Below are 22,539 nucleotides of genomic sequence, written 5' to 3' on the forward strand. Positions count from 1 at the left end.
AGCGTCAGCTTGCCGTGCAGCTGTTGGCGAAGCAGTCCCTGATGACCTCGAGCGTCTCTTCGGTCGGCTGGGGGAAAACGTTGCTATAGCACGCGTCGATCGCCAGCACCGGCACCGCCTCGGGCGAGTCGACCCGCAGGAAGGTCAGCGTTTCCACGTCGGTTTGCAGTTCGGCGCACCAGGGGCCGATGCAGGATTCGACGACGTGCACGGTCTGGCTCAGCGGTTCGGTTGGGCCGCCCTGGCTGACCGTGTGGCCCTCGAAGGTGACCTCGTATTCGCGACTATCGCCATTTGTGGTGCCGTCTGGCCGCGGGCCCGGTCCACCGGAAAACGTCCCCAGCACAATCATGTAGACCTCTTCGGCCGCGGAGGCGTCGGAAAAGGCCTTCATCGCGTCAGGGGCCATGCAGGAGAGCGCGGCGGCCTGGGTGCCGGCCAGGCAGGCGGCGGCGAGCGGAATGGTGAATCGCAGGGTCATCGGAGTGCCTCCCGGAAAGCGTTCATGACCTCGATATAGGTCGCGCGCTTGAACGGGACGATGGCGTCGATCAGATCGTCGGCGGATATCCACCGCCAGCGGGAGAATTCGGGATGCGCCGTGTCGATCACGATGCGTTCATCGGTGCCGTAGTAGCGCATCAGGAACCAGCGCTGCTTCTGTCCGCGATAGCGGCCTTTCCAGACCTTGCCGATCAGCTCGTCCGGCAGGTCGTATTGCACCCAGTCGGGAGCCTCCGCCTCGACCGTCACGAGATCGGCGGTCACGCCGGTTTCCTCGTAGAGCTCGCGCAGAGCGGCGTCCTGCGGCTGCTCTCCGTCGTCGATGCCGCCCTGGGGCATCTGCCAGGCGCCGGGCGTGTCGATGCGCTCTCCGGCGAAGATCAGGCCCTGCGGGTTAGCGAGGACGACGCCGACGCAGGGGCGGTAGGGGAGTGTCAGTTTCTCTTCGGGGGTCATGGCAGGCTCCGGTCCGGTTGGCGGGACCGTAGGGCAGGCGGCCGCGAAGGGAAAGCGGGCGCCTTGCGCGCGAGGCGCCGGATCGCATAGGACCGATGGAAGGCAACGAGGGATCCTGAAATGACGGATGCGGTGGCAGAGGCGAAACGGATCGTGGAGACCTATCTGGAGCTGTCGATGGTGCCCGATCCCGAGGGTGCGGCGGCATACCTGTCCGACGATTTCGAGATGACCTTTACCGGCGGGCGGAAGCTGGGCGGTCCTGCGGGAAGTGCGGCGTTCAACGCGAAACGCTACGCCTGGGTGAAGAAGCGGTTCCTGCGGACCGATGTGGCGCTGGACCAGGAGACGGGCGAGGTGCGGGTCTACAATACCGGCCACCTCTACGGTGAATGGCCGGACGGGACGCCATTTGACGGCAACCGCTATATCGACATCTTCACCGTGCGCGATGGCCGGATCGTCAGCACGGATGTGTGGAACGACAGTGCCGAGATCCTGCTGGACCGTGCCGGGCTGGCCGAGGCGCCGCTGTGAGCCTGCCGGGCAACGGACGCTACGACTATGTACCGATCACGCGGCGGCCGGATTTCACCTGGCCGGGCGGAAAGCGGCTGGCGGTGTATCTGGGCGTGAACCTTGAGCATTTTGCCTTTGGCGAGGGGCTGGGCGCGGAGCTGGCGCCGGGCGGGCCGCAGCCGGACGTGCTGAACTATGCCTGGCGGGATTACGGCAACCGCGTTGGGGCGTGGCGGCTGCTGGATCTGCTGGACGCGCTGGACCTGCCGGCGACGGTGCTGGCGAACAGCGCGATGTACGACTATGCGCCCGAGCTGATGGCGGCGCACCGGGCGCGCGGCGACGAGATCGCCGGGCACGGCCGTACGAACAGCGAGCGGCAGAGCGTGCTGGACGAGGCGGCGGAACGGGCGCTGATCGCCGAGGCGACGGGGGTGCTGACTCGAGCCGAAGGGCGAGCGCCGAAGGGCTGGCTGAGCCCGTGGATCGCGGAGAGCCGTGCCACGCCCGACCTGCTGGCAGAGGCGGGCTATGCCTATACTCTGAACTGGTGCATGGACGATCAGCCTGTGCGGATGCGGACGGCGCATGGCGACCTGCTGGCGGTGCCTTATCCGCAGGAAGTCAACGATATCCCGGCGATTGTGGCGCGCAAGGACGGGGCGGCGCAGTTCGCCGACATGATCATCGACACCTTCGACGAGATGCTGGAGCAGTCGGAGAGCCAATCTCTGGTGATGGGCATCGCGCTGCATCCCTACATCGTCGGACAGCCCTATCGCCTTCGGCATCTGCGCCGGGCGCTGACGCATATTGCCGGGCATCGCCACGCTGTCTGGATCGCGCGGGCGGAGGACATCTGCGACGCATTCCTTGCGGCCACTGGCGATTGACCGCTCCTGAATGAAAAACGGCCCCGGATGGGGCCGCTTCTCTGCTTCGCATGGCCGTTGCCGGCCAGGATGAGATCCTTATTCCGCCGAGGCGATTGCCGACAGGCCGTGCAGCAGGTCGACGGCGTAGCTCAGCTGGAAGTCCTCATCGCGGAGCTTCGCGGCTTCCTCGGCCTCGGCCTGTTCTTCCTCGATCTGGCGGCGTTCGTCCTCGGTCAGCGAGTCGTTGTTCAGCGCGCCGCGCAGGTCGGCTTCGGACCGTGTGCGGACCGGAGAGTCGTCCTCTTCCTCGAGCGGATGCGGCGTCGGCTGTTCCACGACGATATCGGGCGAGACGCCGAGCGCCTGGATCGAGCGGCCGGACGGGGTGTAGTAGCGCGCGGTGGTCAGGCGCATGGCGCCGTCGCCCCGCAGCGGCATGACCGTCTGGACCGAGCCCTTGCCGAAGGACTTGGTGCCGACGACGATGGCGCGGCGGTGGTCCTGCAGCGCGCCGGCGACGATCTCGGACGCCGAGGCGGAACCGCCGTTGATCAGCACGACCATCGGCTTGCCATCGGCCAGGTCGCCAGGCGTGGCGTTGTAGCGTTCGCCATCCTGCGGATCGCGGCCGCGGGTCGACACGACCTCGCCCGCATCGAGGAAAGCGTCGGACACCTTGATCGCCTGGGTCAGCAGGCCGCCCGGGTTGTTGCGCAGGTCGAGGACGAAGCCGTCGATGTTCTGCATGCCGCCGAGTTCGTCGACCGCTTCCTTCAGGCCCTCTTCGAGGTTCGGATAGGTCTGGTCGTTGAAAGTGGACACGCGCATGACGACGGTCCGCCCCTCTGTCCGGGTGCGCACGGCGGTCAGCTTGATGGTGTCGCGGATGATCGAAACGTCGAAGGGTTCGTCGATGCCCTCGCGGACCACGGTGATGACGATCTCGGACCCGACCGGGCCGCGCATCAGTTCCACCGCTTCGTCGAGGTTCAGGCCGAGCACGGATTCGCCATCGACGTGGGTGATGAAATCTCCGGCCTCCATCCCGGCCTCATCCGCCGGGGTATCGTCCATCGGCGAGACGACCTTGACGAAGCCGTCCTCCTGCGTGACCTCGATGCCGAGGCCGCCGAATTCGCCGCGGGTCTGAACCCGCATGTCATCGGCGTCGTCGGGCGAGAGATAGCTGGAATGCGGATCGAGTGAGGTCAGCATGCCGTTGATCGCGGCTTCGATCAGTTCGCCTTCGTCGACCTCCTCGACATACTGGGCGCGGATGCGCTCGAAGATGTCGCCGAACAGGTCGAGCTGTTCATAGACCGATGTCTTGCGCTCGCTTTCCTGCGCCAGAAGCGGGCCGGCGATCTGCGTCGTCGCGATGGCGCCTGCAACGGTCCCGGCCAAAGCGGCCATTACGAATTTCTTCATACGCGTCCTCGTCATCTTTCAATGGCGAACCATCTGCCCGGGTCAATCGGACTGTCGCCTTGCCTTGCCTCTATATAAAGCGTTTCGGTGCGGTTAACGCCACCACCATCCGTGGCGTCCGCGAGAAACGCTGCGCGATCCGGTGCATTTCCGCCCATCAGCCCAACTGGCGTGCTGGCCGGCAGAACTTCGCCAATGTCACCGTATACCTCATCGAGCCCGGCCAACACCAAAAGATATCCGCCGCCAGGCTCCAGAATCATCACATTTCCGTAGTCCAAAAGGGGCCCGCGGTAACGGATCGTTGCGGGCCAGGGCGTGGTGACCAGCGCGCGGGGCTCTGTCGCGATGACGATGCCGGGGCGGGAGATGCCGGCAGCGTCGGCCTCTCCGGCACGGCGCAGCACGGTTCCGGAGACCGGCAGCGGCAGACCGCCGCGATCCGGGTCGAAATCGGGGAGGTCCTCGCCGGTGTCGTCGAGGCCGGTCAATCCGGCCGCGAATGCCTGTAATGTTTCCGCCCCTTCGATCAACCGGCTCAGCGCCTCGGGGTCGCTCAGCAGGCGTTTTGGCAGGTCGACGCGGTTGGAGATCGCCTGGCTCAGGGCAGTGCGCGCTTCCTGTACGCCTTCGAGGCCCTGTTGCAGGGTCTCGGCTGCGTTTTCCTGAATGGCGCGGAGCGTCGCGATTTCCTCTAGGTCGCGGCGCAGCTTTTCGGCTTCCTCCTGCAGTGCCGGGGTGATCTGGCTGACGATCATGCCGGAGCGGGCGGTGCCGATGGGGCCGTCGGGATGAAGCATCAGCAGAGGCGCGGGCGAGGCTTCGATGGATTGCAGCACGCCCAGAAGCTGCATCACCTCTTCGCGCTTGGCTTCGAACCTGCGGCTCAGCGCGGCTTCGCGGATCGCGGCGCGGCGCAATCCTTCGCGTAACGCGGTCAGGCCGTTCTCGTAGGCGCGGATCGTCATGGTCAGGGCGCGCACCCGGTCCGAGGCGCGCTCTGCCGCGGAAAGAGCGTTCTGCGCGGCTTCGAGCTGCCCGGCCGCGCGGCGCGCGATGACGCCGGGGTCTTCCTGCGCATGCGCAGGAAAGGCCAGAAGCAGGGCAAGAACCGTCGCAAGCCTCATATGTCGAGCAGGCTCTTCCCGGTCATTTCCTCTGGCTGTTCCAGCCCCATCAGTTGCAGAAGCGTCGGCGCAAGGTCGGCAAGGCGGCCATCGTGCAGCTTTGCCCCGTCCGGCGCACCGTAGACGATGACCGGCACGAGGTTCGTCGTGTGAGATGTGTGGGGACCGCCGGTTTCGGGGTCGACCATGGTTTCGCAGTTACCGTGATCGGCGGTGACAATCATCGCGCCACCAGCCTTGTCGAGCGCCTCCAGCACCTTGCCGAGCCCCTGATCCACCGTCTCGCAGGCCTTGATCGCGGCCTCGAGGATGCCCGTGTGCCCGACCATGTCGGGGTTGGCGTAGTTGGTGACGATCAGGTCATAGCCCTTCCTGATAGCCTCGACGAATTTCTCCGTCACCTGCGGAGCGCTCATTTCCGGCTGCAGGTCGTAGGTCGCGACCTTGGGCGAGGGCGGCATGAAGCGGTCCTCACCCTTTTCCGGCTCTTCCTTGCCGCCGTTCAGGAAGAACGTGACATGCGGGTACTTTTCCGTTTCGGCCAGGCGGAATTGCTTCAGCCCGTGCTTGGCGACCCATTCCCCGATCGTGTCGACGATCTTCCGCTTCGGATAGGCGGTCGTCATGTACTTGTTGTGGCGGTCGGAATACTCGACCATCCCCAGCAGCGCGGACAGGTGCGGGCGGGTGCCAACGTCGAAGTCGGAAAAATCCGGTTCGCCGATGGCGCGCAGGATTTCGCGGGCGCGGTCGGCGCGGAAATTGATGAAGAAGATGCCGTCGCCATCCTCGATCCCGTCATGGCCGGACAGAACGGTCGGCGTTATGAATTCGTCGGTCTCGCTGCGGTCGTAGGCGCGGGCGATCGCGTCGTCGGCGCTTTCGGCGATTTCGCCGTCGCCCTTGACCATCGCGTCATAGGCCTTCTCGACCCGTTCCCAGCGGTTGTCGCGGTCCATCGCGTAGTATCGGCCGGAGACAGAGGCGATCTCGACGCCATCGGGAAGGTCGGAGATGAACCTGGCGACCGTATCGCGGGCGGATTTCGGCGGCACGTCGCGACCGTCGGTGATGACGTGAATGGCGACCGGCACATCCCTGTCGCGCAGGATCTTTGCGGCGGCGACGATATGGTCCTGATGGGCATGGACGCCGCCGGGGGAGGTCAGCCCCATCAGATGCGCGGTGCCGCCCGCCGCTTTCACCTTGTCGGCAAAGGCAAGGATGGCCTTATTCCTGAAGAAGGATCCATCCTCGATTGCAAGGTCGATCTGGCCCAGGTCCATCGCCACGACGCGACCGGCGCCGATATTCGTGTGGCCAACTTCCGAGTTGCCCATCTGCCCCGTCGGCAATCCGACGTCGGGTCCGAAAGTGGTGAGGAACGCGTGCGGGCAGGTTTCCCAGAGCCGGTCGAAGTTCGGTGTGTCAGCGAGAACGGGAGCATTGGCCTCTCGCTCCTCACGATAGCCCCAGCCATCGAGAATACACAGAACCACGGGTTTCGGATGGGTCATCGGAATGCTCCTGCCTGTCAGCGTTTGTCTACCCCCGTGGCCACCGGGATTGAACCGGATTTTTTTCCTGCGATTCCCGAATGCCAAGGCTGACCCGACGTCGCGCTTTTCTGCTGCGCGCCCCGGTTGGCGGCGTTAAAGTTTCGCGACCACTCGAGGAACCCATGCCACCGATCCGTACTACCCGCCTGGTCGTGACCGTGGCCGCAGTCGCGGACGCGACCGCGCTTGCGCGCTACTCGGCGCGCAATGCGGCGCACCTGGCGCCGTGGGAACCGGCGAGGCCGCAGGGCTATCACAGCGAGAGCGCCTGGGTCGACCGGCTGGCCCTGAACGTGGCAGAGGCTGCGGCGGGGCGTTACATGCCCTTCGTGGCGCGGTTGCACAACGACGAAGAGATCGTGGCCACGGCCAACCTGTCTAACATCGCGCGGGGCGTGTTTCAGGCCTGCACACTGGGGTATTCGGTGGACGCCGCGCTGCAGGGGAAGGGCGTGATGGCCGAAATGCTGGAAGCGGTGCTGGACCATGCCTTCGGGGAAATGGGGTTGAACCGGGTGATGGCGAATTACCTGCCGGAGAACGCACGCTCCGCCGCGCTGCTTGAAAGGCTGGGGTTCGAGCGCGAGGGGTATGCCAAGCGTTATCTGAAGATCGGCGGCGAATGGCGCGACCATGTGCTCACCTCCCGACTGGCGCCGGAACCGCCTAGGATCTGACCCCGGCTATTCCCGGTGATAGGGTGTGCCGGCGAGGATAGAGGCGGCGCGGTAGAGTTGCTCGGACAGCATCACGCGCACCAGCATATGCGGCCAGACCATCGCGCCGAAGCACAGCGCGAAATCGGCTTCGCTTCGGAGAGACGGGTCGAGCCCGTCAGCGCCGCCGATCAGGAATGCCGCATCCTGGACGCCCTCGTCACGCCAACGTCCAAGCAGTTCAGAGAATTCGGGGGAAGTGAGGCGCTTGCCGCGCTCGTCCAGCACCGCCAGCTTCGCGCCCTTGGGCACCGAGCGGCGCAACAGATCCGCCTCGGCCACCATGCCGCCACCCTTGCGGTCTTCGACCTCGGTCAGCGTTGCGGGACCCAATCCAAGACCGCGCCCGGTCCGGTCGAACCGGGTAAGATAGTCGTCTACCAGTGCGCGCTCGGGTCCGGACCTTAGCCGCCCGACCGCGCATATGTTCAGACGCATCAGACCTTCGCGACGACCGCTTCGCCGGGGCTCATCCACATCTTCTCTAGCTGGTAGAACTCGCGCACCTCGGGGCGGAACACGTGGACGATGATATCGCCCGCGTCGATCAGCACCCAGTCGCCCTGGTCCTTCCCCTCGGTCTTGCAGACCAGGCCGAAGCGCTCTTTCAGCCGCTCGGCCAGCTTGTCCGAAATCGACGCGACCTGGCGCGACGACCGCCCGGAAGCGATCACCATGAAGTCCGCCATTTCCGACTTGCCCTGCAAGTTGATGGAAACCACGTCTTCGGCCTTGTCGTCTTCGAGAGAGGAAAGGATTTGCTCAAGCAGTTGCTCGCTTGAAGCTTGCGCCGAGACATCCGTCATCGGTGCACCGGTAACGGCCTCACCCTTGGCCGTCGTTGCCATGTAAGACAGGACATTGTCCTCCTTCGCTACGCGCCGCACTAAGCCCCGGCGCAGGGCATGCCTATTAATTAGCATCGACCCCCTGATTTCTCAATGATCGGGGCGGGTTTGTTCGCCCACAGGCTGGGAATCGCACAGAATTGCGGCAAATAGGTAACCTGTGGGAACGAAGCGCGAGAATTTGCCGAACCACTGCAGGGGAGCGGACCACTGATCAACTCGATGCAAAAAGCGGTGCGGCCGACCTGGCGTGTCATTTCAGGAGTGTTCAGCGCCATCGGCGAGCGAAATCTGGACCTGATTTCGGCAGGTGTCGCATTCTGGGGTGTCCTGGCGATTTTTCCAGCGGTGGCAGCCGTTATCGCGCTGTGGGGCTTCTGGTTCGATCCGCATGTAATCGAAGAACAGATGGGCCTGCTTGAAACCTTCATCCCCAACGAGGCGTATAAACTGCTGAACGATCAGGTCACTGCTCTGATCGCCACCAACAATAGCACGCTTGGCTGGACCACGATCATCTCCACCGGTTTCGCGATCTGGTCGACTCGCGCTGGCGTGGGCGCTTTGCTGCGCGGGCTGAATGCGGCCTACGGGGTGGAATCGCGCAAGGGGTTCTGGCCGATGCTCTGGGCCGTCCTGATGACGATCATCCTGGTCGCCGTGGCGTTCTTCGCCTTGGCCAGCGTGGTTGTTGTGCCAATTGTCCTGCAGTTCCTGCCACTGGGCGACTCGACCCAGTCTGTCCTCTCGCTTGCGCGCTGGCTTCTCACCGGCACCGTGATGCTGCTTACGCTGTCGCTGGTCTATCGCTACGGACCGAACCACCGCGGACGTCGCCCCCGCTGGCTGAGCGCGGGTGCGGTACTTGCACTGGCGATCTGGGCCATCGCTTCGGCGGGCTTCACGATCTATCTGTCCAACTTCGGAAACTACAATCAGGTATACGGGTCGATCGGCGCCGTTATCGCCCTGCTGATGTGGTTCTGGATCAGCGCCTATACCGTGCTTTTCGGCGCCGCGGTGAATGCCGAGATCGACATGGTGCAGCCGGCCGGTTCGACGTGATCCTTCTCAGTCGGGAACCGAGGGGCGGGCCGGACGAGTTGTCAGCTCGCTGCCTTCCAGCACCCGAACCTCGCGCTGCGGGAATGGAATCGACACGCCGTTTTCCTGAAACGCGTCCCATAGCGCCAGGTAGACGTTGCCGCGAATGTTGGTGAGGCCCTGCGTCGGGTCGGTGATCCAGAAACGCAGGATGTAATCGACGGAGGAATCTCCGAATCCGACGATGTGACAGACAGGGGGACGATGCGATAGCACGCGGTCAACGTTCAAGGCCGCGGCTATCGCGAGTTTTCTGACCTTATGCGGATCGTCGTTGTAAGAGGTCCCGAAGAAGATATCGAGCCGCACAAAGTCATTCGAGTGGGACCAGTTGACCACCTGACCGGTGATGAGGTCCTCGTTTGGGATTAGGTATTCTTTCCCGTCCCTCGTTGTGATGGACACATAACGCGCTCCGAGCGCATTAATCCAACCAAAGGTCTCACCCAGTGAGATGACGTCTCCGGGTTTGATTGACTTGTCCAGAAGGATGATCACGCCGGAGACGAGGTTGGACACCACTTTCTGCAGGCCGAAGCCCAGGCCGACGCCGATTGCGCCCGAGAGAACGGCCAGCCCGGTCAGGTCGAAACCCACCGCCTTGAGCCCGATGAAGAAGGCAGCGGAGTACAGGGTGATCTGCACGACCTTGACCAGCAGCACGCGCATCGAGGGCGAAATATCCTCGTTGTCGCGGATGCGCGTGGCGGAGGTGTTGGCGATTATCCGGGCCGCGGTGAACAGGATCGCCGTAACTACCGCTGCCTTCAGGATCGCAAGGGCAGACAGGCGGAAGCTGCCGAACTCGATGGCCAGGCCGTCGAGTATGTCTGTCGCCTCGTCGGTCAGTCCGAGGAAATAGGCGGTGACGTAGATCCAGAGCGCCCAGCTTACCAGCCGCCGCAGGAACGGGTTGCGCACCAGCCTTGCTGTCAGGCTGACCACCAGCCAAGCGGTGGCAATGGAGGCCGCGAGGGCGAGGATGTAGCGCCTTGACGGGAAGACGGTGATCAACTCCATCACGAACACGGAGGACCACGCAAGCAGGCAGAAGTAGATCAGGGTCAGCCGCCGCTGGAGCAGGACCAACGCCCGCAGGCGCCATTTCGGCCAGCCTTCCAACTGGCGCATCCATTCCCGTATCGGTGGCGTGGTCCAGCGGTCCAGCAGCCATGCGATGCCGAAACAGCCGATCAGGATCGCGATCTGGGTCAGTCGGGACGGCATCAGCAGAAGCGACGCCTGCATCTGGAACACCGCCCAGAACTCGCTCAGTGTCGCGACATAGCTGTCAATGTCCGGTTCCATCGCGCCTCCCTCGGGGTGATATGGTTGCACGGGGGTGCAATTCCAGCAAGCAACGGGCCATCAAGGATTTTCGTAGGGTTCGAGCGGCGCTGCGTGTTGCCGCCCCGGATGTATCGTATGCGAGGCGTGAGAATTGCATCGGCTGGCGCAATCCGACATTTCGATTTCGGGCTCAGGCACGCCGGATGCCAGGCTTCTCGATACAACTTAAAAGCTATGACCTTCGGGCCAGAAGTTTGCGGCCGGCCTGCTTCCTGCGCTGGTTGGCGCTGTCCCCGTGATCCCATAGACTGCCCCCATGCGCCTGAGTCTGATCGCCCTTCTGGTTCCGGACTACGATGAAGCCATCGCCTTTTTCACGGCGCTTGGTTTCGACCTGATCGAAGATACGGATCAGGGGGAAAAGCGCTGGGTCGTGATACGCCCGCCCGGCGGCGGCTCGGATATCCTGTTGGCCCGCGCCGTGGACGATCAGGCCGAGGCCATCGGCTTTCAGACAGGAGGCCGGGTAGGTTTTTTCCTGACCACAACCGATTTTGCAGGCGATGCCGCTCGCATACGCGCCGCCGGCGGATTTTTCGAGGAAAGACCCAGAGAAGAGCCTTACGGTACGGTTGCCGTATTCCGCGATCCGTGGGGCAATCGCTGGGACCTGATCCAGCCGGCGATCTGACGGCTGCGGCATTAACCTTAAACGTTCAACGTGTTGGACGGATTCATCATGAATCCTGTAATTACTGATCGAGAGGCTTTCGGTCTCTGGCGGGTACGTTTCCTGACGAAACTCGCGACGGTTCCTGGGGGGTAATCGCTGGAGGAACACATCTTGCCGCTGGATCAGATTTACCAACCGGAAAGCGGGATACTGTCAATTGCCGTGTGGGGCTACGTGAGTGACGTCGAACTGGACGAAGCGCGGGATGCTTCGGCACAGCTATTCGTCAAGATGCTACCGACGGTCGTGTATTTCGATCTGCGACTGGTTATCGACTATCCGGAGATCTATCCCCGGTGCGTCCGGTTCCTGAACTTCGCCAACGGTGCGGCCGAGGTGGCGGGGCGGACACTTCCTATCCTTATCAGCGCGCCTTTCGGTTCGCTCGGCCACTCGATCGGTCGTGTCTACCTGTCGCAGTCGGTCGTCAGTCCGTTCATTAGCGTCGAACTCGTGGAAGACGTGGTCACAGCCTGCGACCGGTTGCGCCGACTGACCGGTTCCGGTGGGTGTTGCCCCGTGCATCATGTTACCGGGGAAGGCACGGCGCCGGCCGCTTCCTGTCTTTGTGCGGTTTGTCCGATCGCCGGCGGCCGCGTTATCTCTCGGGTGCGGGCTGAGCCAGGTGGCCGGCCGTCGACTGGCGAACGCTGACGGCAGATACCGTGGATTTGCCTTACCCGAGTGTATTGCCTTGAATAGCGGCCCGATGCGGCGTATCTGGGCGTGCATGAATCTTGTGTTCGATCTCGGCGACCGCGTGCGCCTGCGCGAACGGTTCCACGGTGCGACCCGGACGGTGCTCGCCCGCCTATAAGGCTGCGCCACTCCCCGAAATCCCCGAGACAAGAACCATCCACGGAGAGAGGAACCATGACCGCTCCGAAGACACTCTATGACAAGATCTGGGACGCCCATCTGGTGCATGAAGCGGAAGACGGCACGTCCCTGCTATATATCGACCGCCATCTGGTACATGAAGTGACAAGCCCGCAGGCTTTTGAAGGTCTGCGCATGTCGGGCCGCAGCGTGCGTGCGCCCGATAAGACCATCGCGGTGCCGGATCACAACGTGCCGACCACGCTGGACCGCGCGAATGGCGGCATGAACGAGGAAAGCCGTATCCAGGTCGATGCGCTGGACAAGAACGCCAAGGATTTCGGGATCCACTATTATCCCGTGTCCGACGTCCGTCAGGGCATCGTTCACATCGTCGGGCCCGAAAACGGTTGGACCCTGCCGGGCATGACCGTGGTTTGCGGCGACTCGCATACGGCTACGCATGGCGCCTTCGGCGCGCTGGCGCATGGGATCGGTACGTCGGAGGTGGAGCATGTGCTCGCCACACAGACGCTGATCCAGAAGAAATCCAAGAACATGAAGGTAGAGATCACCGGCAAGCTGAACCCCGGTGTGACCGCCAAGGACATCACCCTTTCGGTGATAGGCGCGACCGGCACCGCCGGCGGCACCGGGTATGTCATCGAATATTGCGGCGAGGCGATCCGCGATCTGTCGATGGAAGGCCGGATGACCGTCTGCAACATGGCGATCGAGGGCGGCGCCCGCGCCGGCCTGATCGCACCGGACGAGAAGACCTTCGACTACGTCAAGGGCCGGGCCCATGCTCCGAAAGGCGCGCAGTGGGAAGCGGCGATGAACTGGTGGAAGACGCTTTATTCCGATGACGACGCGCATTGGGACAAGGTCGTGACCATCAAGGGCGAGGATATCGCCCCGGTCGTGACATGGGGCACCTCTCCCGAGGACGTGCTGCCGATCACCGCGGTCGTACCGGCGCCCGAGGATTTCAAGGGCGGCAAGGTCGAAGCGGCCAAACGGTCCATCGAATACATGGGCCTGACGCCCGGACAAAAGCTTTCGGATGTCGAGATCGACACCGTCTTTATCGGCTCGTGCACCAATGGCCGGATCGAGGACCTGCGCGCCGCGGCCGCGATCCTGAAGGGCAAGAAGATCAAGGAAGGTCTTCGCGCCATGGTCGTTCCGGGTTCCGGCCTTGTCCGTGCCCAGGCCGAAGAAGAGGGCCTGGCCGAGATCTTCATCGATGCCGGGTTCGAATGGCGGCTTGCGGGCTGTTCCATGTGCCTGGCGATGAACCCGGACCAGCTGGCCCCGGGCGAGCGCTGTGCGTCCACGTCGAACCGGAACTTCGAGGGAAGGCAGGGCTACAAGGGCCGCACCCACCTGATGTCCCCCGCCATGGCCGCCGCTGCGGCGGTGACGGGGAAACTGACGGATGTGCGGGATCTGCAGTGATGTGGCCGCCCTTCGGGGCGGCGGCGTCAGTGGATTCGGAGCGCTCGGCTGACATCGGCCAGCGCGCCGCACTGCCGGTCGTTCAGCGTTTCGCCCTCGGGCGCAAGCGTGTTGCGGACGATGGTCAGCAGCGGCGTGACGGCGGCCGAGCCCGACAGCTTGAAGAGCTTGCGGGACAGCCGTGCGATCGCCGAATCCACCGTGCCGCATTGCCCGACCAGCCAGCGGCCCAGTACCAGAAGCTCGACCGCCTCGGGGCCGGTGACGTCCAGCACGTAACGGATCTCGCGGGTCAGCCGTTCCTGCTTTTCCTTCGTCGGCAGCATGTCGAGTTCGAGGAAGGCTGCGGCCAGGCCGGCAATGGCGATGCGCTCATCCTCGATGCTTTCTACGGGATGGGTGTTGGCCTTTTGCCGGAACCGGAAGCGGTGGGCCGCAAGGCCGACATCGGTGGCGGCGCCCAGAAGGTCCGACGCCAGATGTGCCGCGCTGCTGGCACGCAGGAAGAAGTAGTAAAGGGCGATCAGGGCACCGAGACCGGCAATCACGAACGGCATGAACCTTGCTCCTTGGCAGCGTCTGAACGTCAGACGGCGCTGCCGGGGGCAGAGTTCAAAAAACATCGTGGCGGGCTGCGGTCAGGTCTTGGTGATCATGCAGATGAACGGCTGCTCGCTGTTGCCATCGAAGATCAGGTTGCCAAGCGCCGTCACGGTCTTGCCGTCTTTGCTCTTCATCGCGGCGTTCAGCTCGAAGTCGATGTGATCGAGGCCGGAATGCGCGTCGACCCAGTCCATGAAAGCCCGCATCACGCGGACGGGCGACTGGCTCATCAGGTCCTCGGGCCCCTCGAAGGTTCGCACGCCTTCGGCGTCGCGATTGCCGTGCATCAGGCTGGCTGTGTAGTTGGCCATTTGGCGGGTCCTTCCCGGGTCCGTTCCGTGTCGGACCCTCTTAGGGCTGCCGCATGACAGTTATACGACATATCGGCGCGGAGGCCGCGCCGTGTTATCTGCAATTCAGGGTCCAGTCGGGCCGGGAGTAAACAAGATGGACAAATTCACCACGCTGACCGGGATTGCCGCGCCGCTGCCGCTGATCAATGTCGACACCGACATGATCATCCCGAAACAGTTCCTGAAGACGATCAAGCGCGAAGGCCTTGGCGTTAACCTGTTCGACGAGATGCGGTATGACCGAGAAGGAAACGAGGTTCCCGATTTCGTGCTGAACAAGCCGCAGTACCGCGAGGCGGAGATCCTTGTGGGTGGCGACAACTTTGGCTGCGGTTCGTCGCGCGAGCATGCGCCCTGGGCGATCAAGGACTTTGGAATCCGCTGTGTGATCGCGCCGAGCTTCGCCGATATCTTCTTCAACAACTGCTTCAAGAACGGGATTCTTCCGATCCCGCTGCCGCAGGAGCAGGTCGATATCCTGATGAAGGACGCCGAGAAGGGAGCCAATGCGCGGATGACGATCGACCTTGAAAATCAGGAGATCACGACTTCTGACGGTGAGGTGATCAAGTTCGAAATCGACCCGTTCCGGAAGCATTGCCTATTGAATGGTCTCGACGATATTGGCCTGACTTTGGAAAAAGCGGCGGCAATTGACGCATACGAGACTGGAATGGAACAAAGTCGGCCTTGGGTCTGAAATTCGCCAAAACCACTATATCTGGGGCCACCTTTCGCCGGGGGCCCCAGCCCGCTGCTAAATTGATGCAATAGCGCACCACTTGTTCCACGAAAAGGCCCGATTCTTTTTGTTACCTTTTCCAGACACTTGCTGGCTAAATTGAAAGTAGGCAGAAATTGGGCGAGTTTGAGGCGAACCGTCACAATCGACGGGATCAAGTTGGAACAAGGAGGTGGCAAGGCACCGCCTCCGTCCAGTTCGAGGGTGCACAGCGGTGATTTCACGGCTAGCAGGCGCATTGTTGCGCGCGATCCTGGTAGTGTTGCTTGTCGCAACGCCTTCGCTGCTTCTTCCGGATGTCAGCTCGGATGTGACGCAGATCGTGGCGCTCCTTTCGATCTTTGCCGCCGCCCTGACCATCTTTGAATACGCCTCCGTCTATCCCGGCATCGTCGAATTCCGGAACGCACCGCCATTCAATCGCCTGCGCTTCATCTCTCTGTTCCTGATCGTGTTCCTGATCTCTATGGTCGTGCGGGGCGAAACCAACCCGTCCGCAGTGACCGACGCGATCACCGATTTCGGAACCGGAATCGGAGAGGCGATCGACTTCCCCTACAGCCCTGTGCGCCAGATCCTGCTGCTGCTGCCCGACGACACGATCTCTGAACATGTCGGTCGTGTGCGCATGGCCGCCGGTATCAGCTATTTCATCTCGATGCTGACGCTGGCGGTGTTCTATTTCTTCGTCCGGATCCGCAACTGGCCGCTGAACCGCGGACCGTTCAATGTCTGGGTGAACCTGCCCACTTTCGACCCCACCACCGGCGGCGACGTGGTCGCCCGCCTGGAGCGCGATGCGCGCTTTAACATTGTGGTAGGATTTACCATGCCATTCATGATCCCGGCGGCGTTGAAGGCGTCTGAGTCCCTGTTTGGACCGGTGACGCTCGACAACCCGCAGTCGATGGTCTGGATCGTGGCGGCATGGGCGTTTCTTCCTGCAAGTCTTCTGATGCGCGGTCTGGCGATGGCGCGGATCGCGGAGATGATCGAACGCAAGCGCGCAAAGACCGCGCAGGCGCGTCAGGCGTTGCAGCCGGCCTGATCCTTCTTTTCCTAGGTGTATGTAGCGCCTCAGCGGAAACGCTGCGGATCGCGACTTGGCATGTCGAGATGCAGCGGCGCGGCCCGGGGCTGCTGCTGCGTGACCTGCTTCAGGGAGAAGCCGAAGATGTGGCAAGCGTTGTCGGGACGGTGGCCGAGATGTCGCCAGACATCCTGCTTCTGACCGGGTTTGACTGGGACGCGGGACTGACGGCGGCCGGCGCGCTGGTAGGGCGGCTGGCCGAAGCGGGCGCAGCCTATCCATATCGGTTTGCGATGCGGCCAAACAGCGGCATGGCGACCGGCCTGGACATGGACGGCGACGGACGTCTGGGCGGTCCGCGCGATGCGCAGGGATACGGTAATTTCGCCGGGCAGGGTGGGATGCTGCTTTTATCGCGTCTGCAGGTTCAGGAGGATCGGGTGCGCGATTTCTCTACTCTGCTTTGGACGGAGCTTCCCGGTGCGTTGCTGCCCGAAGCGGACGGTAAGCCGTTTCCCTCGATAGAGGCGCTTGAGGTGCAGCGCCTGTCGCAGACCGGGCATTGGGATGTCCCCGTCGTTCTGCCGTCCGGAGCGATCCTGAACCTGCTTTGCTTCGCCGCCGGCCCGCCGGTTTTCGACGGGCCAGAGGACAGGAACGGCAAGCGAAACCACGACGAAGCGACGCTGTGGGTGCATTACTTGGATGGCTCACTGGACGATCAGCCGCCTGAAACCCCGGTCGTCGTCATGGGCAATGCCAATCTCGACCCGGAAGACGGCGACGGTCTGCATGAAGGCGTGGGCGGTTTGTTGAGGCATGACCGGCTGCGCGATCCCGGGCCGGTGAGCGCAGGCGGTGCCGAGGCGGCCGCGCTTCAGGGCGGCGCGAATGCCGGGCATCGCGGCGATCCGGCGCTGGATACGGCGGACTGGAGCGACGAGAGCGGGCCGGGCAACCTGCGTGTCAGTTACGTGTTGCCCGACGCCGCGCTGAAGGTGGCGGCGTCGGGCGTGTTCTGGCCGGTGACGGATGACCCGCTGCGGCCCTTGGTCGAGGGCGAGGACGTGCCCCGTCACAGGATGGTCTGGGTCGACCTGGCCTTCTAGGCTGCAACGCGCAGCGCAGGCTTGGCCGTTTGGAGGCCGAGCTTGGCGCTCAACGCGTCGTCGAGCGGCGTATACTGGAAGCCCGGCAGCAACGTCTTCATCCGCCGGTCCGACAGACTGTGGTCGAGATCGAAGAGATAGCGCATCTCTAGCAGTTCGCGCGCCATTTCCCAGACTGGCGACAAGAGCTGCATGATAACCCAGGGAAACTGCACCGTCTTGAGGCGCCGGCCGGTCAGGGCCTCGATCTTCGCTTTCAACTCGGTGCCGGACAGGCTGTAACCGGGGAATGGCACATCCACGAACTGTGCCAGTTCATGCCGTTTGTCCGAAAGCGCCGCGGCGGCACGGGCCCAGTCGGGCAGGTAGCACCAGTTCTGCACTGCATCCGGTTTACCGGCGGTGGTGAATTTGCCCTTGGACTGCGCCCGCAGGGTCACCTCGCTCATCACGTCATCCTCGCTTTTCGGGTCGATGTAGTTCCCGGCCCGCAGGATGATCGTTTGCACACCGCTTTCGCGATAGGCCTGCTCCATCTCTTCGCGGATGCGGCCCTTGCGGGTGATCGGCGTATGTGGCGTGGTCTCAGACCACTCGCCGTCGCGGTTGTCGCCGAAATTGTAGAGATTGCCGGGGATAATTACCGTGCAGCCGTTGGCTTTGGCGGCCTCCAGCACCTGTTTGGTGATCTTGGGAATGATGTTGGCCCAGTCGTGGTACTTCGGCGGGTTCATCCCGTTGACGATCACGTCCACGCCCCTTGCGGCGACGGTCATGTCGGTTCCCCGCTTGAACCGGCGTACGGTCCAGCCAGCGGCCTTGAAGGCTCTTTCAGAGTTGCGCCCGATCTTGCCCGATGCGCCGGCGAGTAGAACTATCTTGGTCATGTCGAATATCCTTGATTGGTGTGGTGGGTCTGTTTCGATGGGAGAAATCTGGCGCATTCTCCGGTGAATGAGAATTGCGAGAATTTGCAGGTATGCTATTCATTATTGAATGGATGAGTTGCACCGCATCGACTGGTCCCTGGTCCAGGCTTTCCTGGCTGTGGCCGAAACAGGCAGCCTGTCCGCCGCCGCGCGAGAACTGGGGACAAGCCAGCCGACCGTCGGCCGTCAGATCCGTGCGCTGGAGGAACAGCTTGGCGCAGAACTGGTGCAGCGGCGACCGCGCGGACTGGCGCTGACCTCGCTGGCAGAGTCGATGTTGCCGCCCGCCCGGGCGATGCGCGAGGCCACGCGCGAGATGGCGATGACGGCGGCCGGTCAGGAACAGGATATCCGCGGTACCGTGCGGATAACCGCAAGCGTTGCCATGTCGGTGCACCACCTGCCGGCGATCCTTGCGGGGGTGCGGTCAGATCACCCCGAGATTTCGGTCGAACTGGTGGCGACGGACAGCAGCCGCAACCTTCTTTACCGCGAGGCAGATATCGCGGTGCGCATGTACCGGCCGACGCAGCTTGATCTGGTGGCCCGGCACTTGGGGGAGATACCGCTCGCCGCATTTGCCGCGAAAAGCTACATCGCGCGGCGGGGGCGGCCGACGGCGGACACGCTGATGGAACACGACGTGGTCGGGTTCGACACCGACCCGCTGATCCTGGAAGGGTTCCGCGAGGCTGGGCGCGATGTCGACAGGGAATGGTTTTCGACCCGCTGTGACGACCACATCGCCCAATGGCAGCTGGTGCGCATGGGTGCGGGCGTCGGTTTCGCGCAGCAGGCCGTTGGCCGGGCCGACCCATTGGTCGAGGAGCTGGATCTGGACTTTCCCTTTCCCGAGCTGCCGGTCTGGCTGACCGCGCACGAGGCGATGCGACATACACCGCGGATCCGGCTGGTCTGGGATCGGTTGGCGGAGGGTCTGATGCCGTTGGTTTCTTGACCCTCCGGCGGTGCCGGGATAGGCGATTGCCGGAAAAGAAACCCATGCACGGAAGGGAACCCGCCATGTCCAACCCCTCGCTTCTGATCCTGCCCGGTGATGGCATCGGCCCCGAGGTCATGGCCGAGGTGCGCAAGGTCATCGACTGGTTCGCCGAGAACCGCGGCATGGCCTTCGATGTCAGCGAGGATCTGGTGGGCGGCTGCGCTTATGACGCGCATGGCACGCCGCTGACCGACGAGACGATGGCGAAGGCGCAGGAGGTGGATGCCGTCCTGCTGGGCGCCGTTGGCGGGCCGAAATACGACAGCCTGGACTTCAGCGTGAAGCCGGAGCGGGGCCTGCTTCGGCTGCGGAAGGAGATGGACCTCTATGCCAACCTGCGGCCGGCGCAGTGCTTTGACGCCCTCGCCGATTTCTCTTCGCTGAAGGCGGATGTGGTCGGCGGGCTCGACATCATGATCGTGCGGGAACTGACTTCCGGCGTCTATTTCGGCGAGCCGCGGGGCGTGTTCAAGGAAGGCAACGAGCGGGTGGGGATCAACACCCAGCGCTATACCGAGAGCGAGATCGCGCGGGTGGCGCGGTCGGCGTTTGAACTGGCGCGGAAGCGGGACAACAAGGTCTGCTCGATGGAGAAGGCCAACGTGATGGAATCGGGCGTGCTGTGGCGCGATGTCGTGACCGAGGTGCATGCCGCCGAGTATCCGGACGTCGAGCTGTCGCACATGTATGCCGATGCGGGGGCGATGCAGCTGACGCGCTGGCCCAAGCAGTTCGACGTGATCGTGACGGACAACCTGTTCGGCGACCTTTTGTCGGATCTGGCGGCGATGCTGACGGGGTCGCTGGGGATGCTGCCGTCGGCCTCGCTGGGGGCGCCGATGGCGAACGGGCGGCCGAAGGCACTCTATGAGCCGGTGCATGGCTCGGCGCCGGACATCGCGGGGCAGGGCAAGGCGAACCCGATCGCCTGCATCCTGAGCTTCGCCATGGCGCTGCGGTATTCCTTCGACAAGGGCGACGAGGCCACGCGGGTGGAGAAGGCGGTCGAGAAGGTGCTGGCGGACGGGCTGCGGACGGCGGACCTGCTGGGGCAGGAGGGCGTCGCGCCGGTGTCGACCGGAGAGATGGGCGATGCCATCGTGAAGGCGCTGGGAGAGGTCTGAATCGGGGCCGGAAAAGGGGCGTCCCCATGGGGACGCCTTTCAAGTCATTGATTTCAGGCATGTTAGCGCAAACGTCTGTTTGGGGACGTTGTCGCGGCGCCGGGGCCAAGGGGCGGGTCCACTTCGCGCCGATGGAGTTTGCGACAACCGTGTCAAATACCAATGAGAGGGCTGACCGAGCGGCACGATATTCCAATTGAGCGGCGCGAAACGGGTCCGCTGGGACATTGGTGACTGCCGTATGATCACCACATTCAATGCTTAAACCGTTCCCACCGACATTGAGCGGAACGGTAGATGTTCACAAGTCTAGTTCTTTGCCTGTTGGCGGTCTTTGCCGTCCCGATGGGGTGGAGGCTTGTGGCCCCGCTGCGCGGTGAGGAGCCGCAGATACGTGGTATCGCCCCGATCATCCTGAGCGTATTGCTGGTATTCGTCGTCGTTGGATTGGCAAATCGGCCGGGCGGCCTTGCTCCATACGAAATGGTACTGCCTGTAGGCTTCGCATTTTTCCTGTTCCTGGCCAGTTTGAGCTCTTTCGCCGGATCAATGCTCAGGCGGTTCGTGCCTCGCAGACGCTGGCAATTTTCGATTGCTCTCCTTTTGCTGGTGCTGCCGACCGGTCTGGCAGTTTTTGCGAAACACCTTGTCGATGCAAGGAAGGCGGCGGATGAGGCGCAGGCAGCAAGAGACTTTGCGGAATTTCAGCTAACCACTGTAGAGGGAATGTTCGGCGATCACCTCATCCGGCTTCCAGCCAGTCCGCAGATCGAACTTTTCTATCAGTGCGTGAGACCAGATTCGAAGGACATCACGCGCTGCAAGTCGAAATTCTCGGAGTTTCCGGGGCTGACAGATTTGGGGGCTGCGGACGCCGAGTTCGAGGAGATAGACCTGTCCGGCAAGGCGGTCGAGTGTGATCGCGGCTGTCTGACTCACGACAGGATCGCGGCCTGGTGCGATGTGCGGCAGGATCTGTGGGGTAGCGTGTGGTGCGAGGCGAGCGATGCCACCAAGCTGCGTTTTTCCAGTAAATCGAGCGAGCGAGCTGATAGATCGGATTCCGACAAGTGGTCCTACCTGGAAACGGGTGAAGAAGGCCTTTCGCTCCACTGCATGGACGTCTGGGGTGGTAAACATTGCCAAGCGCATTTTGAGTTGGCCCCCGGTGTGCATGGCACGGCACTATTTAGCTACCCGAACATGGATGAGCTGTCGGAAAGGTCATCCGACATGCGCATTGTCGCCGAGCGTTACTGGGCTGCCATGACTGACTCGTAGAGCGCAGAGCGCGCACGGAACCGCGTTATGCCTCGCCATCCGTTCAGAACACCAGCGACCTGTGCGCCATGACGCCGGCGAGCGCGCCGGCGCCGATGGCGAGGGAGACGGAGTGCATCCCCGATGACAGGTCGCCGCAGGCGAAGACGCCGGGAAGGCTGGTCTGCTTCATCTCGTCCACCCGGACCTGTGTGCCCATCGGCGCTTCGTCCATGGCGCAGCCGAGCGTTTCGGCGATGCCGGACGAAGGTTGCGTCCGGGTGGCGGTGAAGAGGCCGGCGAAGGAGAGCGTGCGGCCATCGGCAAGGCGCACGTCGGCGCTGCCTTCGAGGGCGGCGATGGGGGTGGGCTCTACCGTGATGCCGCGCGCCTCGAAGGTGCGGCGCTGGTCGGCGTCGGGGGTGAAGACGTCGTTGGTCAGAAGGGTGACGGTTCCCCAGTCGGTCAGCAGTTCGGCCTGATGCACCGCCATCGGGCCGGTGGCGATGATGCCGATGGCGCCGCCACCCTGTTCGTAGCCGTGGCAGTACGGGCAGTGGAAGATGTGGCGGCCCCAGCGTTCGGCGAGGCCGGGAATGTCGGGCAGCGTGTCGGTCACGCCGGTGGCGAGGACGAGCCGTCTGGCGGTGGCTTCGCTGCCGTCGGGCAGCCTCACTGCATAGCCGTCACCGGTGGCGCGGGCATTGGTGGCCGAACCGTCGGCCCAGGCGAGGGTGGGGTAGGCGAGGAGCTGCGCCTTGGCGGTCTCTGCGATCTGCGCGGGATCGGCGCCGTCCTGCCCGAGGAAGCCGTGGGAATGGGCGGCGAAGCGGTTCCGGCGCTGTCCGGCGTCGATGACGAGGACGTTGCGGCGGGCACGGGCGATCTGCAGGGCGGCTGCCATTCCGGCGTAGCTGCCCCCGATGACGATCACGTCATGGGTCATT

Annotated in this window: 25 protein-coding genes; 13 read left to right on the forward strand and 12 right to left on the reverse strand. The window is 63.4% G+C overall.

Going from position 1 to position 22,539, the window contains the following annotated elements; genetic code table 11:
- Positions 1–4 precede the first annotated feature (4 nt).
- Complete coding sequence (locus HCO70_RS17625; protein WP_172298591.1) at positions 5–481, reverse strand: hypothetical protein; 477 nt, start codon at positions 479–481, stop codon at positions 5–7.
- Complete coding sequence (locus HCO70_RS17630) at positions 478–960, reverse strand: RNA pyrophosphohydrolase (protein WP_172298593.1); 483 nt, start codon at positions 958–960, stop codon at positions 478–480. Before HCO70_RS17630 ends, HCO70_RS17625 begins: the two co-directional genes overlap by 4 nt.
- A 120-nt stretch (positions 961–1,080) precedes the next feature.
- On the opposite strand from HCO70_RS17630, the gene HCO70_RS17635 reads away from it, so the two are divergent.
- Positions 1,081–1,497: a nuclear transport factor 2 family protein gene (locus tag HCO70_RS17635; protein WP_172298595.1), complete on the forward strand. Its 417-nt coding sequence runs from the start codon at positions 1,081–1,083 to the stop codon at positions 1,495–1,497.
- Positions 1,494–2,372, forward strand: coding sequence for a polysaccharide deacetylase family protein (locus HCO70_RS17640; RefSeq protein WP_172298597.1), 879 nt, complete (start codon positions 1,494–1,496; stop codon positions 2,370–2,372). The genes HCO70_RS17635 and HCO70_RS17640 overlap by 4 nt, the downstream gene beginning before the upstream one ends.
- 78 nt (positions 2,373–2,450) lie before the next feature.
- On the opposite strand, the gene HCO70_RS17645 is transcribed toward HCO70_RS17640, so the two are convergent.
- The 3 genes from HCO70_RS17645 to gpmI are packed head-to-tail and all read right to left on the reverse strand — an operon-like array spanning position 2,451 to position 6,426.
- The gene (locus tag HCO70_RS17645) at positions 2,451–3,782 is read right to left on the reverse strand and encodes a S41 family peptidase (RefSeq protein ID WP_172298599.1); all 1,332 of its coding nucleotides are present in this window, start codon (positions 3,780–3,782) and stop codon (positions 2,451–2,453) included.
- An 11-nt stretch (positions 3,783–3,793) separates the two neighbouring features.
- Positions 3,794–4,909, reverse strand: a complete 1,116-nt coding sequence (locus tag HCO70_RS17650; RefSeq protein WP_172298601.1) for a murein hydrolase activator EnvC — start codon at positions 4,907–4,909, stop codon at positions 3,794–3,796.
- Positions 4,906–6,426, reverse strand: a complete 1,521-nt coding sequence (gpmI, locus tag HCO70_RS17655; RefSeq protein ID WP_172298603.1) for a 2,3-bisphosphoglycerate-independent phosphoglycerate mutase — start codon at positions 6,424–6,426, stop codon at positions 4,906–4,908. Before gpmI ends, HCO70_RS17650 begins: the two co-directional genes overlap by 4 nt.
- Positions 6,427–6,590: 164 nt before the next feature.
- On the opposite strand from gpmI, the gene HCO70_RS17660 reads away from it, so the two are divergent.
- Entirely contained in the window at positions 6,591–7,145 is a 555-nt protein-coding gene (locus HCO70_RS17660; RefSeq protein WP_172298605.1) for a GNAT family N-acetyltransferase, read from the forward strand.
- A 6-nt stretch (positions 7,146–7,151) separates the two neighbouring features.
- On the opposite strand, the gene rlmH is transcribed toward HCO70_RS17660, so the two are convergent.
- Positions 7,152–7,622 (reverse strand): 23S rRNA (pseudouridine(1915)-N(3))-methyltransferase RlmH, encoded by a 471-nt coding sequence (gene rlmH, locus HCO70_RS17665; RefSeq protein ID WP_172298607.1) that lies wholly within the window; start codon positions 7,620–7,622, stop codon positions 7,152–7,154.
- Positions 7,622–8,032: a ribosome silencing factor gene (gene rsfS / locus HCO70_RS17670; protein WP_172298609.1), complete on the reverse strand. Its 411-nt coding sequence runs from the start codon at positions 8,030–8,032 to the stop codon at positions 7,622–7,624. The genes rlmH and rsfS overlap by 1 nt, the downstream gene beginning before the upstream one ends.
- 222 nt (positions 8,033–8,254) lie before the next feature.
- Between rsfS and HCO70_RS17675 the strand changes: the two genes are divergently transcribed.
- On the forward strand, positions 8,255–9,097 hold the full coding sequence (locus HCO70_RS17675; protein ID WP_172298611.1) for a YihY/virulence factor BrkB family protein: 843 nt from the start codon (positions 8,255–8,257) through the stop codon (positions 9,095–9,097).
- A gap of 6 nt (positions 9,098–9,103) precedes the next feature.
- On the opposite strand, the gene HCO70_RS17680 is transcribed toward HCO70_RS17675, so the two are convergent.
- On the reverse strand, positions 9,104–10,444 hold the full coding sequence (locus HCO70_RS17680; RefSeq protein ID WP_172298613.1) for a mechanosensitive ion channel domain-containing protein: 1,341 nt from the start codon (positions 10,442–10,444) through the stop codon (positions 9,104–9,106).
- A 298-nt stretch (positions 10,445–10,742) separates the two neighbouring features.
- Here HCO70_RS17680 and HCO70_RS17685 point away from each other — a divergent pair, with 298 nt between their 5' ends.
- The 3 genes from HCO70_RS17685 (at position 10,743) to leuC (ending at position 13,439) form a co-directional block, all read left to right on the forward strand.
- Positions 10,743–11,117: a VOC family protein gene (locus HCO70_RS17685; protein ID WP_172298615.1), complete on the forward strand. Its 375-nt coding sequence runs from the start codon at positions 10,743–10,745 to the stop codon at positions 11,115–11,117.
- Positions 11,118–11,270: 153 nt separating this feature from the next.
- Positions 11,271–11,813: a hypothetical protein gene (locus HCO70_RS17690; protein ID WP_172298617.1), complete on the forward strand. Its 543-nt coding sequence runs from the start codon at positions 11,271–11,273 to the stop codon at positions 11,811–11,813.
- Positions 11,814–12,032: 219 nt separating this feature from the next.
- Positions 12,033–13,439, forward strand: a complete 1,407-nt coding sequence (leuC, locus tag HCO70_RS17695; protein ID WP_172298619.1) for a 3-isopropylmalate dehydratase large subunit — start codon at positions 12,033–12,035, stop codon at positions 13,437–13,439.
- Positions 13,440–13,465: 26 nt separating this feature from the next.
- Here the strand turns inward: leuC and HCO70_RS17700 are convergent, their stop codons facing one another.
- Positions 13,466–13,996 carry a hypothetical protein gene (locus HCO70_RS17700; protein WP_172298621.1) on the reverse strand — a complete coding sequence of 177 codons (531 nt, stop codon included), beginning with the start codon at positions 13,994–13,996 and terminating at the stop codon, positions 13,466–13,468.
- Between the two features lie 81 nt (positions 13,997–14,077).
- Positions 14,078–14,353 carry a hypothetical protein gene (locus HCO70_RS17705; RefSeq protein ID WP_172298623.1) on the reverse strand — a complete coding sequence of 92 codons (276 nt, stop codon included), beginning with the start codon at positions 14,351–14,353 and terminating at the stop codon, positions 14,078–14,080.
- 136 nt (positions 14,354–14,489) lie between these two features.
- Here HCO70_RS17705 and leuD point away from each other — a divergent pair, with 136 nt between their 5' ends.
- The 3 genes from leuD to HCO70_RS17720 all read left to right on the forward strand — a co-directional run bounded on the left by leuD (position 14,490) and on the right by HCO70_RS17720 (position 17,276).
- A complete protein-coding gene (gene leuD / locus HCO70_RS17710) occupies positions 14,490–15,095 on the forward strand; it encodes a 3-isopropylmalate dehydratase small subunit (RefSeq protein WP_172298625.1) in 606 nt (201 codons plus the stop codon).
- A gap of 283 nt (positions 15,096–15,378) precedes the next feature.
- Complete coding sequence (locus tag HCO70_RS17715; RefSeq protein ID WP_253913355.1) at positions 15,379–16,185, forward strand: hypothetical protein; 807 nt, start codon at positions 15,379–15,381, stop codon at positions 16,183–16,185.
- Between the two features lie 68 nt (positions 16,186–16,253).
- Positions 16,254–17,276, forward strand: a complete 1,023-nt coding sequence (locus HCO70_RS17720; protein ID WP_172298629.1) for an endonuclease/exonuclease/phosphatase family protein — start codon at positions 16,254–16,256, stop codon at positions 17,274–17,276.
- Here HCO70_RS17720 and HCO70_RS17725 read toward each other — a convergent pair.
- Entirely contained in the window at positions 17,273–18,163 is an 891-nt protein-coding gene (locus HCO70_RS17725; RefSeq protein WP_172298631.1) for an NAD-dependent epimerase/dehydratase family protein, read from the reverse strand. The two genes, HCO70_RS17720 and HCO70_RS17725, sit on opposite strands and share 4 nt — an antisense overlap.
- 109 nt (positions 18,164–18,272) lie before the next feature.
- On the opposite strand from HCO70_RS17725, the gene HCO70_RS17730 reads away from it, so the two are divergent.
- The 3 genes from HCO70_RS17730 (at position 18,273) to HCO70_RS17740 (ending at position 21,613) form a co-directional block, all read left to right on the forward strand.
- Positions 18,273–19,163, forward strand: a complete 891-nt coding sequence (locus tag HCO70_RS17730; protein ID WP_172298633.1) for a LysR family transcriptional regulator — start codon at positions 18,273–18,275, stop codon at positions 19,161–19,163.
- Between the two features lie 65 nt (positions 19,164–19,228).
- Entirely contained in the window at positions 19,229–20,332 is a 1,104-nt protein-coding gene (leuB, locus tag HCO70_RS17735; protein WP_172298635.1) for a 3-isopropylmalate dehydrogenase, read from the forward strand.
- Positions 20,333–20,629: 297 nt separating this feature from the next.
- On the forward strand, positions 20,630–21,613 hold the full coding sequence (locus HCO70_RS17740) for a hypothetical protein (protein ID WP_172298637.1): 984 nt from the start codon (positions 20,630–20,632) through the stop codon (positions 21,611–21,613).
- Between the two features lie 43 nt (positions 21,614–21,656).
- Here the strand turns inward: HCO70_RS17740 and HCO70_RS17745 are convergent, their stop codons facing one another.
- Positions 21,657–22,538 (reverse strand): NAD(P)/FAD-dependent oxidoreductase, encoded by an 882-nt coding sequence (locus tag HCO70_RS17745; protein WP_172298639.1) that lies wholly within the window; start codon positions 22,536–22,538, stop codon positions 21,657–21,659.
- Position 22,539: the final 1 nt, after the last annotated feature.

Origin of the sequence: Pseudoruegeria sp. HB172150 (assembly GCF_013184805.1) — a bacterium.
In the GTDB taxonomy this organism is placed as follows: Bacteria; Pseudomonadota; Alphaproteobacteria; order Rhodobacterales; family Rhodobacteraceae; genus Psychromarinibacter.

What these genes read in the sequence shown, in the direction of transcription:
- HCO70_RS17625 (WP_172298591.1), bottom strand. Translation starts at nt 481, where the DNA reads ATGACCCTGCGATTCACCATTCCGCTCGCCGCCGCCTGCCTGGCCGGC.
- HCO70_RS17630 (WP_172298593.1), bottom strand. Translation starts at nt 960, where the DNA reads ATGACCCCCGAAGAGAAACTGACACTCCCCTACCGCCCCTGCGTCGGC.
- HCO70_RS17635 (WP_172298595.1), top strand. Translation starts at nt 1,081, where the DNA reads ATGACGGATGCGGTGGCAGAGGCGAAACGGATCGTGGAGACCTATCTG.
- HCO70_RS17645 (WP_172298599.1), bottom strand. Translation starts at nt 3,782, where the DNA reads ATGAAGAAATTCGTAATGGCCGCTTTGGCCGGGACCGTTGCAGGCGCC.
- HCO70_RS17650 (WP_172298601.1), bottom strand. Translation starts at nt 4,909, where the DNA reads ATGAGGCTTGCGACGGTTCTTGCCCTGCTTCTGGCCTTTCCTGCGCAT.
- gpmI (WP_172298603.1), bottom strand. Translation starts at nt 6,426, where the DNA reads ATGACCCATCCGAAACCCGTGGTTCTGTGTATTCTCGATGGCTGGGGC.
- HCO70_RS17660 (WP_172298605.1), top strand. Translation starts at nt 6,591, where the DNA reads ATGCCACCGATCCGTACTACCCGCCTGGTCGTGACCGTGGCCGCAGTC.
- rlmH (WP_172298607.1), bottom strand. Translation starts at nt 7,622, where the DNA reads ATGCGTCTGAACATATGCGCGGTCGGGCGGCTAAGGTCCGGACCCGAG.
- rsfS (WP_172298609.1), bottom strand. Translation starts at nt 8,032, where the DNA reads ATGGCAACGACGGCCAAGGGTGAGGCCGTTACCGGTGCACCGATGACG.
- HCO70_RS17675 (WP_172298611.1), top strand. Translation starts at nt 8,255, where the DNA reads ATGCAAAAAGCGGTGCGGCCGACCTGGCGTGTCATTTCAGGAGTGTTC.
- HCO70_RS17680 (WP_172298613.1), bottom strand. Translation starts at nt 10,444, where the DNA reads ATGGAACCGGACATTGACAGCTATGTCGCGACACTGAGCGAGTTCTGG.
- HCO70_RS17685 (WP_172298615.1), top strand. Translation starts at nt 10,743, where the DNA reads ATGCGCCTGAGTCTGATCGCCCTTCTGGTTCCGGACTACGATGAAGCC.
- leuC (WP_172298619.1), top strand. Translation starts at nt 12,033, where the DNA reads ATGACCGCTCCGAAGACACTCTATGACAAGATCTGGGACGCCCATCTG.
- HCO70_RS17700 (WP_172298621.1), bottom strand. Translation starts at nt 13,996, where the DNA reads ATGCCGTTCGTGATTGCCGGTCTCGGTGCCCTGATCGCCCTTTACTAC.
- HCO70_RS17705 (WP_172298623.1), bottom strand. Translation starts at nt 14,353, where the DNA reads ATGGCCAACTACACAGCCAGCCTGATGCACGGCAATCGCGACGCCGAA.
- leuD (WP_172298625.1), top strand. Translation starts at nt 14,490, where the DNA reads ATGGACAAATTCACCACGCTGACCGGGATTGCCGCGCCGCTGCCGCTG.
- HCO70_RS17720 (WP_172298629.1), top strand. Translation starts at nt 16,254, where the DNA reads ATGCAGCGGCGCGGCCCGGGGCTGCTGCTGCGTGACCTGCTTCAGGGA.
- HCO70_RS17725 (WP_172298631.1), bottom strand. Translation starts at nt 18,163, where the DNA reads ATGACCAAGATAGTTCTACTCGCCGGCGCATCGGGCAAGATCGGGCGC.
- HCO70_RS17730 (WP_172298633.1), top strand. Translation starts at nt 18,273, where the DNA reads ATGGATGAGTTGCACCGCATCGACTGGTCCCTGGTCCAGGCTTTCCTG.
- leuB (WP_172298635.1), top strand. Translation starts at nt 19,229, where the DNA reads ATGTCCAACCCCTCGCTTCTGATCCTGCCCGGTGATGGCATCGGCCCC.
- HCO70_RS17740 (WP_172298637.1), top strand. Translation starts at nt 20,630, where the DNA reads ATGTTCACAAGTCTAGTTCTTTGCCTGTTGGCGGTCTTTGCCGTCCCG.
- HCO70_RS17745 (WP_172298639.1), bottom strand. Translation starts at nt 22,538, where the DNA reads ATGACCCATGACGTGATCGTCATCGGGGGCAGCTACGCCGGAATGGCA.